General features: G+C 31.6%; 14 protein-coding genes and 1 riboswitch. Of the genes, 2 read left to right on the top strand and 12 right to left on the bottom strand.

Translation table 11 applies throughout. From position 1 onward, the window contains the following. Positions 1–45 precede the first annotated feature (45 nt). The 4 genes from H574_RS0113445 to H574_RS0113430 are packed head-to-tail and all read right to left on the bottom strand — an operon-like array spanning position 46 to position 3,978. Positions 46–1,128, bottom strand: a complete 1,083-nt coding sequence (locus H574_RS0113445) for a bifunctional 3-deoxy-7-phosphoheptulonate synthase/chorismate mutase type II (RefSeq protein ID WP_027881080.1) — start codon at positions 1,126–1,128, stop codon at positions 46–48. Between the two features lie 32 nt (positions 1,129–1,160). Further along, on the bottom strand, positions 1,161–2,012 hold the full coding sequence (locus H574_RS0113440; protein ID WP_027881079.1) for a prephenate dehydrogenase: 852 nt from the start codon (positions 2,010–2,012) through the stop codon (positions 1,161–1,163). Further along, positions 2,012–3,154 carry a pyridoxal phosphate-dependent aminotransferase gene (locus H574_RS0113435; protein WP_027881078.1) on the bottom strand — a complete coding sequence of 381 codons (1,143 nt, stop codon included), beginning with the start codon at positions 3,152–3,154 and terminating at the stop codon, positions 2,012–2,014. The genes H574_RS0113440 and H574_RS0113435 overlap by 1 nt, the downstream gene beginning before the upstream one ends. Continuing rightward, positions 3,151–3,978: a prephenate dehydratase gene (locus H574_RS0113430; RefSeq protein ID WP_027881077.1), complete on the bottom strand. Its 828-nt coding sequence runs from the start codon at positions 3,976–3,978 to the stop codon at positions 3,151–3,153. Before H574_RS0113430 ends, H574_RS0113435 begins: the two co-directional genes overlap by 4 nt. Before the next feature lie 280 nt (positions 3,979–4,258). On the opposite strand from H574_RS0113430, the gene gldA reads away from it, so the two are divergent. Next, entirely contained in the window at positions 4,259–5,152 is an 894-nt protein-coding gene (gene gldA / locus H574_RS0113425; RefSeq protein WP_027881076.1) for a gliding motility-associated ABC transporter ATP-binding subunit GldA, read from the top strand. A 10-nt stretch (positions 5,153–5,162) separates the two neighbouring features. Here gldA and H574_RS0113420 read toward each other — a convergent pair whose 3' ends face one another. The 8 genes from H574_RS0113420 to H574_RS0113385 form a co-directional block, all read right to left on the bottom strand. Beyond that, a complete protein-coding gene (locus H574_RS0113420) occupies positions 5,163–5,669 on the bottom strand; it encodes a hypothetical protein (protein ID WP_027881075.1) in 507 nt (168 codons plus the stop codon). A gap of 45 nt (positions 5,670–5,714) precedes the next feature. Then, positions 5,715–6,458 (bottom strand): head GIN domain-containing protein, encoded by a 744-nt coding sequence (locus H574_RS0113415; RefSeq protein ID WP_027881074.1) that lies wholly within the window; start codon positions 6,456–6,458, stop codon positions 5,715–5,717. Between the two features lie 153 nt (positions 6,459–6,611). Further along, complete coding sequence (locus tag H574_RS0113410) at positions 6,612–7,706, bottom strand: acyloxyacyl hydrolase (protein ID WP_027881073.1); 1,095 nt, start codon at positions 7,704–7,706, stop codon at positions 6,612–6,614. Between the two features lie 50 nt (positions 7,707–7,756). Continuing rightward, positions 7,757–8,644 carry a cysteine synthase CysM gene (cysM, locus tag H574_RS0113405; RefSeq protein ID WP_027881072.1) on the bottom strand — a complete coding sequence of 296 codons (888 nt, stop codon included), beginning with the start codon at positions 8,642–8,644 and terminating at the stop codon, positions 7,757–7,759. Then, positions 8,637–9,362: a serine O-acetyltransferase EpsC gene (gene epsC, locus H574_RS0113400; protein WP_027881071.1), complete on the bottom strand. Its 726-nt coding sequence runs from the start codon at positions 9,360–9,362 to the stop codon at positions 8,637–8,639. The genes cysM and epsC overlap by 8 nt, the downstream gene beginning before the upstream one ends. Before the next feature lie 38 nt (positions 9,363–9,400). Further along, positions 9,401–10,414, bottom strand: a complete 1,014-nt coding sequence (locus H574_RS14280) for an alpha/beta fold hydrolase (RefSeq protein ID WP_036227656.1) — start codon at positions 10,412–10,414, stop codon at positions 9,401–9,403. A 96-nt stretch (positions 10,415–10,510) separates the two neighbouring features. Next, positions 10,511–11,803 (bottom strand): O-acetylhomoserine aminocarboxypropyltransferase/cysteine synthase family protein, encoded by a 1,293-nt coding sequence (locus H574_RS0113390; protein ID WP_027881070.1) that lies wholly within the window; start codon positions 11,801–11,803, stop codon positions 10,511–10,513. Positions 11,804–11,923: 120 nt separating this feature from the next. Then, positions 11,924–12,048: riboswitch (SAM riboswitch) on the bottom strand. 98 nt (positions 12,049–12,146) lie between these two features. Then, positions 12,147–13,691 carry a hypothetical protein gene (locus H574_RS0113385; protein WP_027881069.1) on the bottom strand — a complete coding sequence of 515 codons (1,545 nt, stop codon included), beginning with the start codon at positions 13,689–13,691 and terminating at the stop codon, positions 12,147–12,149. Positions 13,692–13,839: 148 nt separating this feature from the next. Between H574_RS0113385 and H574_RS14275 the strand changes: the two genes are divergently transcribed. Further along, entirely contained in the window at positions 13,840–15,015 is a 1,176-nt protein-coding gene (locus tag H574_RS14275) for a 2-isopropylmalate synthase (RefSeq protein WP_081653217.1), read from the top strand. The last annotated feature ends 16 nt before the right edge of the window (positions 15,016–15,031 follow it).

The raw sequence follows: 15,031 nt of genomic DNA, 5'->3' as shown, positions 1-15,031 counted from the left end.
ATATAAAAAGCCTTTTTCAATTAATAAAAAAGGCTTTTTTAATTTTTAAGATTTAATAATTTTCTCTTGATGATTTATAGATTCTTGATGAATAGCTTTAAATAACTTTAAAATAAACTCTTCACTTAATCCTTTTTGCTCGCCTTCAAGCACCATTTTTCCTAAAATCTCATTCCAACGCTTGCTTTGTAAAACTGCTACGTTTTTTTCTTTTTTAAGCTGTCCAATACCATCTGCTACTTGCATACGCTTTCCTAAAAGCTCGATAATTTGATTATCTACAACATCTATTTTAGCTCTTAAATTGGCTAAGTCTCTATTAAACTCTGCTTCAGGATCGGTTTCTTTTCTAATGCGTAAATCTTTCATAATTTGCACTAAACTACTTGGTGTAACTTGTTGTGCAGCATCACTCCACGCGTTATCTGGATCAAAATGAGTTTCGATCATTAATCCATCAAAGTTTAAATCTAATGCGGTTTGTGATACGTCAAAAATCATATCACGTTTTCCTGTTATATGCGACGGATCGTTAATTAACGGTAAATCCGGAAACTTGGTTTGCAACTCGATAGCTAATTGCCATTCTGGATTGTTTCTGTATTTTGTTTTTTCATACGTAGAAAATCCTCTGTGTATGACTCCTAACTTTTTAATATCTGCACTCGCTAAACGCTCTATCGCGCCTAACCATAACGGTAAATCTGGGTTTACTGGGTTTTTAACTAACACTACTTTATCTGTTCCTTTTAAAGCGTCTGCAATTTCTTGAACAATAAAAGGGCTAACCGTAGATCTTGCTCCTATCCATAACAAATCAATATCATGCTCTAGCGCTAATTCTACGTGTGCACGATTAGCAACTTCGGTAGCTGTTTTTAATCCTGTTTCTTCCTTAACTTTTTGTAACCATTTTAAACCTAATGCACCAACACCTTCAAAATTACCTGGTCTTGTTCGTGGTTTCCAGATTCCTGCTCTGTAATAGCTTACGTCTGTATCTTTTAAATCGTGAGCGATTTTTAAAACTTGTTCTTCGGTTTCTGCGCTACATGGTCCTGCAATTACTAAAGGATGATCTAATTGTAAATCGTCCAACCATGTTCTTAATTCTTTCTTGTTTTCCATTTCTTTTTCTGAATTTAACCTACCAGGTTATATTAATGTATTCCGTTTAAAATTTGTTTTATATAATTAGTGTCTTTCATTGCTTTGTAAACCGACTGAAAATCGTCTTCTACAATCATTTGTTTAAACATTGAAAGATTTTGAATATACTCTTCTAAAGTCTCTACGACATTTTGTTTGTTCTGCTCAAAAATTGGCGTCCACATTTCTGGGCTGCTTTTTGCAAGTCTAACTGTACTTTCAAAACCAGATCCTGCCATATCAAAAATATCGCGTTCGTTTTTTTCTTTTTCTATTACAGTTTTTCCTAACATAAACGAACTAATGTGTGATAAATGCGACACGTATGCTATATGTTTATCATGCGATTCTGGATTCATGTAACGCATGCGCATACCTATTTTTGAAAACACATTTAAAACTTGTTCTTGTAATTTTGATGCGGTTTTTTCGACTTCACAAATGATATTTGTTTTATTTTTAAATAAATTTTGAATAGCTGCTTTAGGACCAGAAAACTCGGTACCAGCAATTGGATGTGTTGCTAAAAAGTTACGACGTTTTGGGTGATTATCTACCGCTTTACAAATAGCTTGTTTTGTAGAACCAACATCTATCACTACCGAAAAATCAGACACTTTATCCAGTACTTTTGGCAACTCATTTACCGCAACATCTACTGGAATTGCAAGCACTACCAAATCTGCATTTGGCAAATCTTCATAAGTTGCTTTTTGATCAATAACGCCTAATTCTTGCGCTTCTATTAAATGCGCTTCGTTTTTATCAATACCATAAATGATACAGTCTGGCAACGCATTTTTAAAATCTAATGCCAAACTACCGCCAATTAAGCCTGTTCCTATGATGTATATATGTTTCATTATAATCTACTAATTGCGTCTTTAATTTGTGCTTCTTTAGCGCAAAGCGAAAAACGTATATAACCTTCGCCTTGAGAACCAAAAACGGTTCCTGGTGTAATAAACACGCTGTTGTTGTATAAAATTTGATCTATAAATGCTTCAGATGTTTTTCCTTCTGGTAACTTTGCCCAAACAAATAATCCTGTTGCATTTTTATCGTACGTACAATCTAATTTATCGGCTAATTTCCAAACAAGTTCGCGTCTGCTTTTATAAATTTCATTTAAACTTTTATACCAAGCTGATGAGCATTTTAAAGCTTCTATCGCACCTTTTTGGATTCCGTAAAACATACCAGAATCCATATTACTTTTTACTTTTAAAATCGCATTGACATGCTCTGCTTTTCCTAAAACCATTCCAACTCGCCAACCTGCCATATTAAATGTTTTGCTTAACGAATTTAGCTCTAAAGCGACATCTTTTGCACCTTCAACATCTAAAATACTTATTGGATTATTATTTAAAATGAAGCTATACGGATTGTCATTTATTAATAAAATATTGTGCTTTTTAGCAAATGCGACTAACGTTTCTAAATCGGCTTTTGTCGCTTTTGCACCTGTTGGCATATGCGGATAACTGGTCCACATTAATTTAACTTTGCTTAAATCTTGCTGCTCGATAGCTTCAAAATTTGGCAGCCAATTATTGGTTTCATCTAAATTATAATGCATTGGTGTTGCTTGTACCAATTGTGTCACCGAGCTATAAGTTGGATAACCCGGATTTGGTATTAAAACAGCATCGCCTTCATTTAAAAACGCTAAAGAAATATGCATAATACCTTCCTTGCTTCCCATAAGTGGTAAAACTTCGGTATCAGGATTTACTTCGACATTAAATTCAGAGTTATAAAAATCTGCAATTGCTGTTCTTAATTCTGGTAACCCTTGATAACTCTGGTATTTGTGCGCCACAGGATGTACTAAACTATCTACCAAAACATCAACCACTTGTTTTGGTGGCTCTAAATCTGGACTACCAATCCCTAAATTAATAATTGGTTTTCCGTCTTTAATTAATTGATTGACTTCTTTTAACTTACGAGAAAAGTAATATTCTTGAACGCTATGTAATCGATCTGCAACTTTCATTATAGTTTTGCGTTTTTATAGGTTCCTAAAATTTTAAAATGAGTTGCCATTATTGTCATAATTGATGCTGCTTTTTCAAAATCTTCATAAGCTTCAAAAGTGACATCGACAAAAAATGAGTATTTCCAAGGTGTTTCAATTTTTGGTAAGGATTGTATTTTGGTAAGGTTTAGTTTACAATCGCTCATCACATTTAAAATTGTTGCCAAACTTCCTCTTTTATGGTCTAATTCAAATTTTAATGACGCTTTATTAATTTCGTTTTTATGATTGTTAATTGGTTGCGTTTTTACAATAGCAAATCGGGTTTGATTGTGTTTTATGGTTTGAATACTTTCGGCTAAAATGTCTAAATTAAAAATCTGTGCCGCCAAAGTACTTGCTATTGCTGCAACACCTTTTATTTGCTGTGCTTCAATTTTTCTTGCCACATCTGCAGTATCTTTATCTTCGACTAATTTGATATGCGGAAAGTCTTTAAAAAATGATTTGCATTGCAATAGCGCCATAGGATGACTGTGTACTTCTTTTATATCTGCAATTGTTTGGTTTGGTAATGCCATTAATTGATGTTGCACATCCAAATACTGCTCGCCAACAATGTGTAAATTATTATTATCTATTAACGCGTAATTTGGCAAAATAGAACCAGCAATAGAGTTTTCTAATGCCATAATTGCTGTTTCTGCGGTATTATCAAATAAGGATGCAACCGTTTCGTCAAACGTTAAACATTCTTTCACTTTATGTGTGTTATCATAATAATTTAACGACACTATATGATGAAAAGAGCCTTGTATACCTTGTATTGCTATTGTTTTTGTCATAAAAAAAAGTCCCGATAAAATCGAGACTTAGTATTAAATTTATGCTGTTTAAATTACATATACAACGTCTCGTTCTTTTCGTTAAAAAAGAAGTAAAACCAGTTATAATATGTATTTAAAATTGTGTTCATTATTTTTTTGTTATTGCTAAAGTAGACAATTAATTGAAAAATCAAAATACTAAAGCCTGAAATTATGAGTTTTATAACAAGTTTTAAAGATTTTAAAGCAAATAAGCTTTTAAATTAAAGATTGTTTATTTTTGAAGAAACATATTAGCATGTCAATAAAAGTTAAAAACATCACTAAACAATTTGGATCTCAAAAGGCATTAAACAATGTATCTTTTAGCGTTAATCGTCCAGAAATTGTTGGATTTTTAGGTCCTAATGGCGCAGGAAAATCGACAATGATGAAAATTTTAACCACTTACCTTTCTCCTACTTCTGGTAACGCTGAAGTAAATGGGCATGCTGTATCAAATCAACAAAAGCAAGTACAAAAAAGTGTTGGCTACTTACCAGAGCACAATCCTTTATATTTAGACCAATATGTACGTGAATATTTAAAATTTAATGCAAACGTATATAACGTTGACAAATCTAGAGTTGAAGAAGTTATTGAGCTTACTGGATTAACACCAGAAGCACATAAAACTATTGGACAACTCTCTAAAGGTTACAGACAACGTGTTGGTTTAGCAAATGCTTTATTACACAATCCTGAAGTCTTAATTTTAGACGAACCTACAACTGGATTAGATCCAAATCAACTTGTAGACATAAGACAATTAATTAAAGGCTTAGGTAAAGACAAAACCGTGTTTTTATCTACACATATTATGCAGGAAGTAGAAGCTATGTGTGATCGTGTTATTATAATAAATAAAGGTGAAATTGTTGCTGATAAAAAGTTAAGTGAATTACGAGAAGGACAAGAACAAACCGTTATTGTCGAGTTTGATTACCGCGTAGAAGATGCGTTTTTACTTAAACTTCCGCATGCTAAAAGTGTAAAAAATGTTCACGATTTTATTTATGAAATTGTATTTGATACAACAACAGATATGCGTGCTCATGTATTTGATTTTGCACATGATAATGAGTTGAAGATTCTTCAGTTAAACCAGAAAAATGCGAGTTTGGAGAGTTTGTTTAGGGAATTAACGAGTTAAGCAAAGTTTTTCATAAATTATTAAGATTAGGAATTTTTATTCTTTCTTCTAATTTAACATTATTCAATACTAATATTAATTGATCGTTGTCATTTTTTTCAATATCCATCCAAAATGTTTTTTTATCTGAATAGATAATTTTAATTTTTTTAGTTCCAAAATCTATAAATATTAGTTCTCGTTCAGCATTAGACAAATTAGATCTTTTTAAAGGATTTAGACTCCATCGTTGTAAAAACACGCCATTTTCTACTCTATAAAACCAGTCACTAAAAAACGTCTTATCAAAAATATTTTTTGGTTCAGTTTTTATATGAATGAATACTGGTCCAAAAGGAATTTCTCCAGCATATTTACTCAATATTTTAAATTCCAAAAAAGATGTTAGAATTCCCCATTTATATCTATCATTTGAGTAAGAATCAAATTCTGATTTTTTGTCAATTCTGATTTTTTTTATTAAAAGGACTATTAATAAAACTCCAATAATTATAATTAAAATTGCCAATGTTTTCATTATAAAAGCTAACTAGAAATTAATATTCCTGCTTTCGCAGGAATGTTACTCAAAAATAACCCGACCATCAAATTGCTCGGTAACATCAATAATTGGCGGAATATTGACTGCAATTACATTTCCTGTGCTTACTAAATTTGCGGTAAGTTCTTGTTGCGGATTTACAATTATATCGTTACTACCACGATGATAAATAGTCACGTTTTGCGCCACAAGATATCGTCCTTCAAAACGTCCATCTCCTGATGCATGACTTATGTTTAAATTTTCTGTAGAACCAGAAATTATATTTGTTGTTAGATTGTTAATTACAACTCTTAATGTTGTGCAATTAACTTCTAAATTAAAATTACCTACGTTATAAAAATTTCCACCATAATCTTCAGACAGTAATTTTAATTCCTCAAAATTTAAAACGCCAACGCTATGCACATCTAAAGTACTACTGTTTCTAATTTCGGTTAGATTTGGAACAGTAACGTGTACTTTGGTGATACCGTAATCTCTGGTTAAATTACAAGTATTGTTATCTCTTAAAATCAATCGGTCGTTTTGTACATAAACCTCAACATCATTAATTAAGTTTTCACCAGTTTCTACTAAAACACTTGGCGTTGCGCCTTGTGTTATAAATAACTCGACATCTTTATATACCGTGATTTTAGAAAATGTACCAACTTCAAAAGTTTGCTGAATGATATCTCCTGCACTTTGAAAACAGTCTGGTGCATCTTCTTGATTGCATCCAAAAACAAAAAATAGGGTAATTATGTATAGTATTTTTTTCATTTTTTTACTCTTTACTTTATCGTCAAACACTAACCACTGGCTTTACCTGCGTTAGCGATTAAGGTTTTGTCGGAGCTCTTTTTGTGTTGTTGCACATATGCAACACAAAAAAGCGACTACCGAAAGCGCGACCCTTGTGGTAACGCCCAAATTTTATAATCTAATTCCAACGCCAAATTCTACAGCTTCTGCTTTTGCACCATGAGATTTTAGGGTTAATGCTCCAAAAATTTTATCTCCAAAATAACGTTTTAAACCAACACGACTGTAGACACGACCTTCAAAATCGAAAGGGTAATACACATAATAACCTAACTGCGTTACTAAAGACGTTTTACTTATAAACAACTCATGCCCAACAAATGCGCCAACACGTTTGTAATCTTCGTCTCCGCTAACATTATCTTCTGGAAAGGCTACTGATTTATACTCGATATGCTTCTTTAAAAAGTTTGAAAAAAACACATCTGTTCCTAATTGGATGGCACTTTTACGATTTAATCTTTTATCTGCATAAGCAGACACAATGTAAAATGCGTATTGACCAGAATTTATGATATCGCTTTCGTTTACACCTGTTCTAAAAGCGATATTGTATTTAATTTTTTCGGTAAAGGCTTTGTCTTCTGTATTTGGGATATATTCTGGTAATTGATCTGCATCTAACACATAATTTACACCTAAGTTAAATGTAATACTGTTTATTGAACTGTTAGGTGCTTTTACATTGGCGTTAGAATAATGGATTAACGATAATCCAGTTTGTAATCCTAAACCTTTAAATAAGTTTTCTTTTTTGTAGTTAAGCATCAAATATGTCGAGCTTAATAAATGTGTTCCAAACGCATTATTGCGGTAATTCTCTACTTTATCGTAAGGATTAGTATTATAGGCTAAACCTTGACCAATCCTAAACATCAAATGTCTTTTTAAGAAGTAGAAATTATAATGCGCGTATAACCCAAAATTGTTCCCTAAAGTTTTATTCTGAAGGTTTTGATAGATAAAAGATGCGCCATAATCCGGATAATTATACCTGCTTTGCCAAGCTTGATCGCCAAAGGTTTTTTGGTTAAAACTTAATATTACGCCAGTTGGATGACCTTTAATTAAATGCGAAATATCAGTATTATGTTCTGCTATATTTCCATAAAAGTAATTGACATCTAAAGAGAATGGTCGCTTGTCTTCCTGAGCAAAAATTAATGTTGTAATACAACAACAAATTAGGGCTAGTTTTAGTTTCATCTTAAAAATTAATGAAACAAAAGTAATGGTTTTTTAAAATACTGATTTTATTAATCAAATAAATCTGAAGATAAGTACCTATCTCCTCTATCACATATAATCACAACAACTGTTCCTTGGTCTAAATTTTTAATCAATTTTAATGCAGTTGCAACAGCGCCACCACTACTCATTCCTGCAAAAACGCCTTCTTCTTTTGCTAACCGTTGTGTCATTGCTTTAGCTTCTTCTGTACTAACTTCAAAAACTTGATCTACTTTGTTTTTATCAAATATTGTTGGCACGTAAGCTGGTGACCATTTTCTAATTCCTGGGATTTTTGATCCATCGGTAGGTTGCGCACCAACTATGGTGATGTTTTTATTTTTTTCTTTTAAAAAAGTAGATGTACCCATAATGGTTCCTGTTGTTCCCATTGCAGATACAAAATGTGTTACTTCTCCGTTAGTATCTCTCCAGATTTCTGGACCTGTAGTTTTGTAATGTGCTTTCCAGTTATCATTATTTTCAAACTGATTTAATAGTGTATATCCTTTTTCATCACGAAGTTTAAAAGCCACATCTCTTGAGCCTTCAATACCGTCTTCTGCAGATGTTAGGATGACTTCTGCACCATAAGCTTTCATCGTTTTTACACGTTCTTCGGTAGAATTTTCAGGCATGATTAATTTCATTTTTAAGCCTAATAAGTTTGCTATAAAAGCTAATGCTATTCCTGTATTACCGCTTGTTGCTTCTACTAAAGTATCTCCTTTTTTTATATCTCCTCTTTTTAAAGCTTCGTTTATCATGTTATAAGCCGCTCTATCCTTAACACTTGCACCAGGATTGTGTCCTTCTAATTTAAAATATAAGGTCACATTTTTGTTTGGGTTGATACTTATAGACTTTACTAAAGGCGTGTTTCCTATAAGGTTTATGATACTTTTATTACTCACTTTTTGTTCTGATTTTATATTCTTTTTTATAGGTTAACGTTGAATTTTTAGGAACATTTTCTGTTACACATACATTAGCACCTATAATGGTATTAGAGCCAATAACAATATCGCCTAACACTGTAGCATTGGCATAAATAACCACATTTTTTTCTATAGTTGGATGTCTTTTTGTATCTGCAAGACTTTTTAATACATGTAATCCACCAAGTGTAACACCTTGGTAAATTTTTACTTCATCCTTTATGATTGTGGTTTCTCCTATTACAATTCCTGTACCGTGATCTAAGAAAAAAGAATCGCCAATAGTTGCTCCTGGATGAATATCTATACCTGTTATACCATGCACATATTCACTCATCATTCTTGGCAAAATCCTAACACCAAGTTTTAATAATTGATGACTTAAACGGTGTATTGAAATTGCATAAAATCCTGGATATGCTAAATAGATTTCTTCTACGCATTTATTTGCAGGGTCATTATCTTGAAAAGCTTTTGCATCTAAATGCAATTTTTTTCTGATTAACGGTAAGCTTGCGTTAAAATCATTCCAAATTTGAGCTGTATCATTTACTCCTAAAGCTGTAGTTATTTCTAAAAATTTTTCTTCTAAAAATTGAGAATCTTCAGGTTGCTCGTCAAACATAAAGTAGTAAAGTCTTTTGGTAAAAACTTCTACTTTATCTTTTAATCTTACGTTTATTGTTAAAGCCATTAAAGTGTTTATCTAACAGCTACAAAGATAAAGCTTAATTAACTAGCGGCTTGTTTATATTTTGTTAAGGCTTCTTTATTTAAGTTTGAGTATTGAAAAATAGGTTTTAAAATTTTTGAAAGCTGCTCAAACTCTATTAAAAACGCATCATGACCATGTATTGATTTAATTTCTGAAATAGATATATTTTCTTTTTTAGGTTTTAGATGAATATAAGTATCCCAGTTATGATCTGATAAAAACAAACCATCTGTATTTATCGTTATTAGATGAATTTGTCCAGATATTTTTGAAGCTTTGCTAATAAACTCTTCTTTTGTTTTGGCAACTTCAATAGTTTTTAGCAGATGATTCATCAATTTATAGGAAGACAATTGAAACCTATTTTTTAATGTATTACCATGATATTGCAACCAATTTTCTATTGCATAATAATTAGCTTCTTTTTGATTATTAAACTTATGATTGAAAGATGTTGCTGTGCGATAAAATGTCATAGCATGCATACGTGCATCTTCTATTGGTCGATTAGAATTATTTAAAATATTATCTTGAATAAAAACATTACCTATCAACCAGTCGTCTGCTTTCCAATGACTAGCGACAACAACTATATTATCAAATAGATTTGGATTGTTTACTGCCAAATGCCAAGTAATACCGCCACCTAAAGAGGCACCAATTACAGTATGTATGCTGTCAATATTTAGTGTATAAAGCCCAATTTCAAAGATTTTTGCAATATCATTTACTGTAAAATCTTTATAGTTATTTATTAGATTTTCTTCTTTATTATCAAAGCCATTACCTGGTATGTTAAAGCATAAGATTGTATATTTTTGGGTATCAATTATGTTTTGGTCGCCAACAACATCGTTCCACCAACCATTTATTCCTGTTACATTTGAGTTTCCGGTTAATGCATGATTAATAAGAACTATTGGTGCTGTGTGTAAAGCTTGCCCAAATATTTGATATGTTAAGTCTATTGATTTTGTTTGACCGTTGCTTAACGCAAAGTCATATATTGATATATGTTGTAATTTTCTCATAATTGCAGATTTTTTAAAATAGACTTCGCACTTCACTTTTTCATATAAAATGCGAAGCTATTTCTTACTAATAACTAAAAATAAAACATGCTATTTTTAAGCCAATACTGACTTTTCTACAACATTAAAAGCTTCTTTTAAATCAGCTTTTAAATCTTTAATATTTTCTAAGCCAACAGATAGTCTAATTAAGTCTTTTGTAACACCTGTATCTTCTTGAGACACATCACTAAGTTGTTGATGTGTTGTACTAGCTGGATGAATAATTAATGATTTTGAGTCTCCAAAATTTGCTACTAAATCAAACAGTTTGGTTGTATCTACTATTTTTTTTGCAGACTCATAACCGCCTTTTACTCCAAAAGTTAACACACCACTTTGTCCTTTTGGCAAATACTTTTGTGCTAAAGAGTAGTACTTACTAGTTTCTAAACCTGGATAGTTTACCCAATTAACTTCTGGTTGTTCTTCTAACCATTTAGCTAGTTGTAGTGCATTATCACTATGCTTACTTAAACGTAATTCTAAAGTTTCTAATCCTTGTATGATTTGAAACGAATTAAACGGACTTAAAGCACTACCGTAATCACGCAAACCTTCTATTCTTATTTTTGCAATAAATGCAGCAGCACCAATAGCTTCGCTATATACTAATCCATGATACCCTGGTGATGGTTCTGTAAATTCTGGAAATTTACCATTTGTCCAATCAAATGTTCCTGCATCAATAATAATTCCGCCTAACGAAGTACCATTACCTGAAATGTATTTTGTTAAGGAATGAATAACAATGTTTGCACCATATTCTATTGGGTTTAATAAATATGGCGTTGGCACTGTATTATCAACAATTAATGGTACTTTGTGTGCTTTTGCTACTTTAGAAATACTTTCTAAATCTAAAACATCTAATTTTGGATTTCCTAAAGATTCCACAAAAATAGCTCTTGTATTTTCTTTTGTAGCTTTACTAAAATTATCAGGATCTGAAGGGTCTACAAAAGTGGTCGTTATACCATGTCTTGGCAAGGTTACACTTAATAAATTATACGATCCACCATAAAGACTATTTGAAGCAACAATATGGTCTCCTGCCTTAAGTAATGTTAGTAATGTAGTTGCTATTGCAGATGTGCCAGAAGCTGTTGCTACTGCAGCAATACCGCCTTCTAAAGCAGTTAATCGTTGTTCTAAAACATCTGTAGTTGGATTATTTAATCTAGTGTAAATAAACCCAGGAACTGACAGATTAAATCTTCCTGCTGCGTCATCTGCATTATCAAAAACATATGCTGTGTTTTGATAAATTGGGACTGCTCTTGTTCCTCCATGTTGACTAACGTCATGACCTGCGTGCAACGCTTGGGTTGCAAATTTTTGTGTACTCATTTTTCTAAGTTTTTGAGTTAATAAATAATTAAACCAAAAGCCAAATAAGCCTCGTAAGAAGCGTACTTAATAGAAAAATGTTATAAGAAAAATAGTAATTACAGATGAGTAATTACGTGTTAGTTATCTATCCGAGAATGCGAGAAATGATTCGCACTTTCAAGTAGAATTTAGCACCTTCTTAGTAAGTCTAAGGGTTGCTAAGGCTTCATTGGGTCTATTCCCTCTGCCTTTCTTGATAACATTTCAGTAAGTTATTGAACTTTGTGAGCACAAATATTCAAACACAAAAACTTAAAATCCAAATAATTTATACTAAAATTTTTAAAAAAGATGAAAATCGCTATTGGTTTTCTTGCAAAAACTTCTCTCTAATCACCTGGTCTACAGGCTTGTTTTCAACTTTACTTTCTAGCCAAGAAATGATATCTAAATATAAAAATGCACGACGTTCAAAAGGGTGATTTTCGTAGACTTTCAACTTTTCAAGTAAAGATTTAAATGCTTTTTTAATGTCTTGTGGATAAATATCTTGTAAATTTCTGATAAATTTTATCATCTCTTTTTGCACTTCGTGCAACTCATTCATTTGTATTAAAAATTTATAAGTTGTACGCAATAAAGTTTCTAAATGATAATCTAAACCAGCTTCATAATGCGCAACTAAATTTAAAACTCTAGAAAAACATAACAAATCTTCTCTCATAGTTAAAGATTTGTTTGAAATTATTTTATCTAGATAAAAAATGCATGCTTTATTATTACCAGACCCAAAATGTAAGCTAGCAAATTTGTAGTAAAAAATCATGGTATGATGCTCGTCAATCCTATCCTTAAAACGCTCTAATTCTTTATCAATTTCTGGGATTAATTCTACACCTTCTTTAAAGCTTCCATCAATAAAAAAAGAATTGATTTTATTTAAATTGAAGTACAAAAACGAAAGTGCTTCTACATTTTCATCTTTAGGGAATTTTTTATCTTCTATAACTGCTCGAAATTTATTTAAAGCTTCGTCAAATTTATTTTTGTTTTTTATAAAAAACAGTGATTCTAACAAGTAGTTATTTCCTTTTAAGAAGAAAACAGGATTTAGGCTTATCATTGAAGGATTTTCATAAAAAAGATCAACCCACTTTAAGGCATATTTATAACAGTTTTTAAAATCCTGTAATAAAAAACTGTACCACAAATAAGCGTTATACAACCATAATTTTTCTCTAAATCCTAAATCTTTTATTTTGTATTTAGGCAATCTAGCTTTAAAATAATCACTAACCTCATTACCTTCTGCTTCACTTTTTACATAGCCAGTTTTAAGAATAATACTATAAAGCTGAAGTGATAGATTTGACAACTTACTTGCTATCAAGTTTTGAGTACTTAACTCTTTTGCTTGAATAGTTAACTCATCTGCCCTACTACTGATACTTCTGGTTATGTATTGAGATTCTATAACTTTTTCGAATTCTACAATTTCATAAGCTAAGTTTTTTTCTTCATTTTGTACGGCTAGCTCTTTGGCTTTATCCAATATTTTTAGACTCTGTTTATAGAGTCCTTTATGATATAAAATAGAGGCAAAATCTAACTGTTCTCTAATTTGAGAACGTATGTTTTGATGAGATGGGCTTAACTTAAGACTTATTAAAATTTGCTTATATAAATGTGCTTTGACATTGGCTAATTGCTGTTTTTTAATTTCAGTAGACTTTAAAATTGCAATTTCATCATACACTTTTAACTTATCTAAGACATTAAAAAGGTTTAAAAATTTAGAATCACTATTTACTCCTAACCTACCTACATACAATTTAAATTGACGTTTTTCTGACTTAGTTAAAGATTTAACTAGTATAAATAAATTATCTTTTTGGTCTTTAGTCATCAATTAACATGTTATTTAACTTGCTTACTTACAAGCTCTTATGTTTGTTTTTAAAAACTGAACATCGTAAGATATCAATTAGCCATTATGTGTTAGACATACCAAAGTATAAATTAGTAAGTCAATAGAAAAATAATTCTCTCTTAAAATGTCTAAAAACACAATTCAAATATTTGATACTACACTTAGGGACGGAGAACAAGTCCCAGGTTGTAAATTAAATACAGAACAAAAAGTAGTCATTGCAAAGCAACTAGACTTACTTGGTGTTAATGTAATAGAAGCTGGATTTCCTGTATCTAGTCCTGGCGACTTCCAATCGGTAGAAGCAATTTCTGAAATTGTAAAAAATGCTACTGTTTGTGGCTTGACAAGAGCTGTAGAAAATGATATTAAAGTTGCTGCAGACGCTTTAAAAACTGCAAAAACACCAAGAATCCACACAGGAATTGGCACTTCAGATTCTCATATAAAATTCAAATTTAAATCAAACAGAGACGCTATTATCGATCGTGCTTTTGAAGCGGTTAAGTATGCAAAATCCTTTGTTGAAGATGTCGAATTTTATGCAGAAGATGCTGGTCGTACAGAAAACGAATATTTAGCACGTGTTTGCGAAGCTGCCATAAAAGCTGGCGCAACAGTTTTAAATATTCCAGACACAACAGGCTATTGCTTACCTAGTGAATATGGTGCAAAAATAAAATACTTAAAAGAAAATGTAAAAGGCATTGAAAATGCCATACTTTCTTGTCATTGCCATAACGATTTAGGTTTGGCAACAGCAAATTCTATAGAAGGCGTAATTAATGGTGCAAGACAAATAGAATGTACTATAAATGGTATTGGCGAACGTGCTGGCAACACTGCTTTAGAAGAAGTTGTTATGGTTTTAAAACAACATCCTTACCTAGATTTAGACACCACAATTAACACAAAACACCTTTACGGCATCAGCCAATTGGTAAGTGAAAATATGGGTATTTACACGCAACCAAATAAAGCTATAGTTGGTGCAAATGCGTTTGCACATAGCTCTGGAATACATCAAGATGGTGTGATTAAAAATCGTGAAACTTACGAAATCATTGACCCAAAAGACGTTGGTGTAACCGAAAGTGCAATTGTTTTAACTGCTCGTAGCGGAAGAGCTGCTTTAGCATACCGAGCTAAAAATGTCGGTTACGAATTAACAAAACTTCAGTTAGACGACGTATATGCAAACTTTTTAAGTTTTGCAGACAAGAAAAAAGAAATTAACGATAACGATATACACCAAATCATAGAAACAAGTAAAGTATATCAACAAATTAAAAGCGCTTAGTACAAAATAAACATTA

The sequence above is a fragment of the Mesoflavibacter zeaxanthinifaciens DSM 18436 genome (genome assembly GCF_000422365.1).
In the GTDB taxonomy this organism is placed as follows: domain Bacteria; phylum Bacteroidota; class Bacteroidia; order Flavobacteriales; family Flavobacteriaceae; genus Mesoflavibacter; species Mesoflavibacter zeaxanthinifaciens.
This window is presented reverse-complemented; position numbering and strand designations above follow the sequence as displayed.

What these genes read in the sequence shown, in the direction of transcription:
- H574_RS0113445 (WP_027881080.1), bottom strand. Translation starts at nt 1,128, where the DNA reads ATGGAAAACAAGAAAGAATTAAGAACATGGTTGGACGATTTACAATTA.
- H574_RS0113440 (WP_027881079.1), bottom strand. Translation starts at nt 2,012, where the DNA reads ATGAAACATATATACATCATAGGAACAGGCTTAATTGGCGGTAGTTTG.
- H574_RS0113430 (WP_027881077.1), bottom strand. Translation starts at nt 3,978, where the DNA reads ATGACAAAAACAATAGCAATACAAGGTATACAAGGCTCTTTTCATCAT.
- gldA (WP_027881076.1), top strand. Translation starts at nt 4,259, where the DNA reads ATGTCAATAAAAGTTAAAAACATCACTAAACAATTTGGATCTCAAAAG.
- H574_RS0113420 (WP_027881075.1), bottom strand. Translation starts at nt 5,669, where the DNA reads ATGAAAACATTGGCAATTTTAATTATAATTATTGGAGTTTTATTAATA.
- H574_RS0113415 (WP_027881074.1), bottom strand. Translation starts at nt 6,458, where the DNA reads ATGAAAAAAATACTATACATAATTACCCTATTTTTTGTTTTTGGATGC.
- H574_RS0113410 (WP_027881073.1), bottom strand. Translation starts at nt 7,706, where the DNA reads ATGAAACTAAAACTAGCCCTAATTTGTTGTTGTATTACAACATTAATT.
- epsC (WP_027881071.1), bottom strand. Translation starts at nt 9,362, where the DNA reads ATGGCTTTAACAATAAACGTAAGATTAAAAGATAAAGTAGAAGTTTTT.
- H574_RS14280 (WP_036227656.1), bottom strand. Translation starts at nt 10,414, where the DNA reads ATGAGAAAATTACAACATATATCAATATATGACTTTGCGTTAAGCAAC.
- H574_RS0113390 (WP_027881070.1), bottom strand. Translation starts at nt 11,803, where the DNA reads ATGAGTACACAAAAATTTGCAACCCAAGCGTTGCACGCAGGTCATGAC.
- H574_RS0113385 (WP_027881069.1), bottom strand. Translation starts at nt 13,691, where the DNA reads ATGACTAAAGACCAAAAAGATAATTTATTTATACTAGTTAAATCTTTA.
- H574_RS14275 (WP_081653217.1), top strand. Translation starts at nt 13,840, where the DNA reads ATGTCTAAAAACACAATTCAAATATTTGATACTACACTTAGGGACGGA.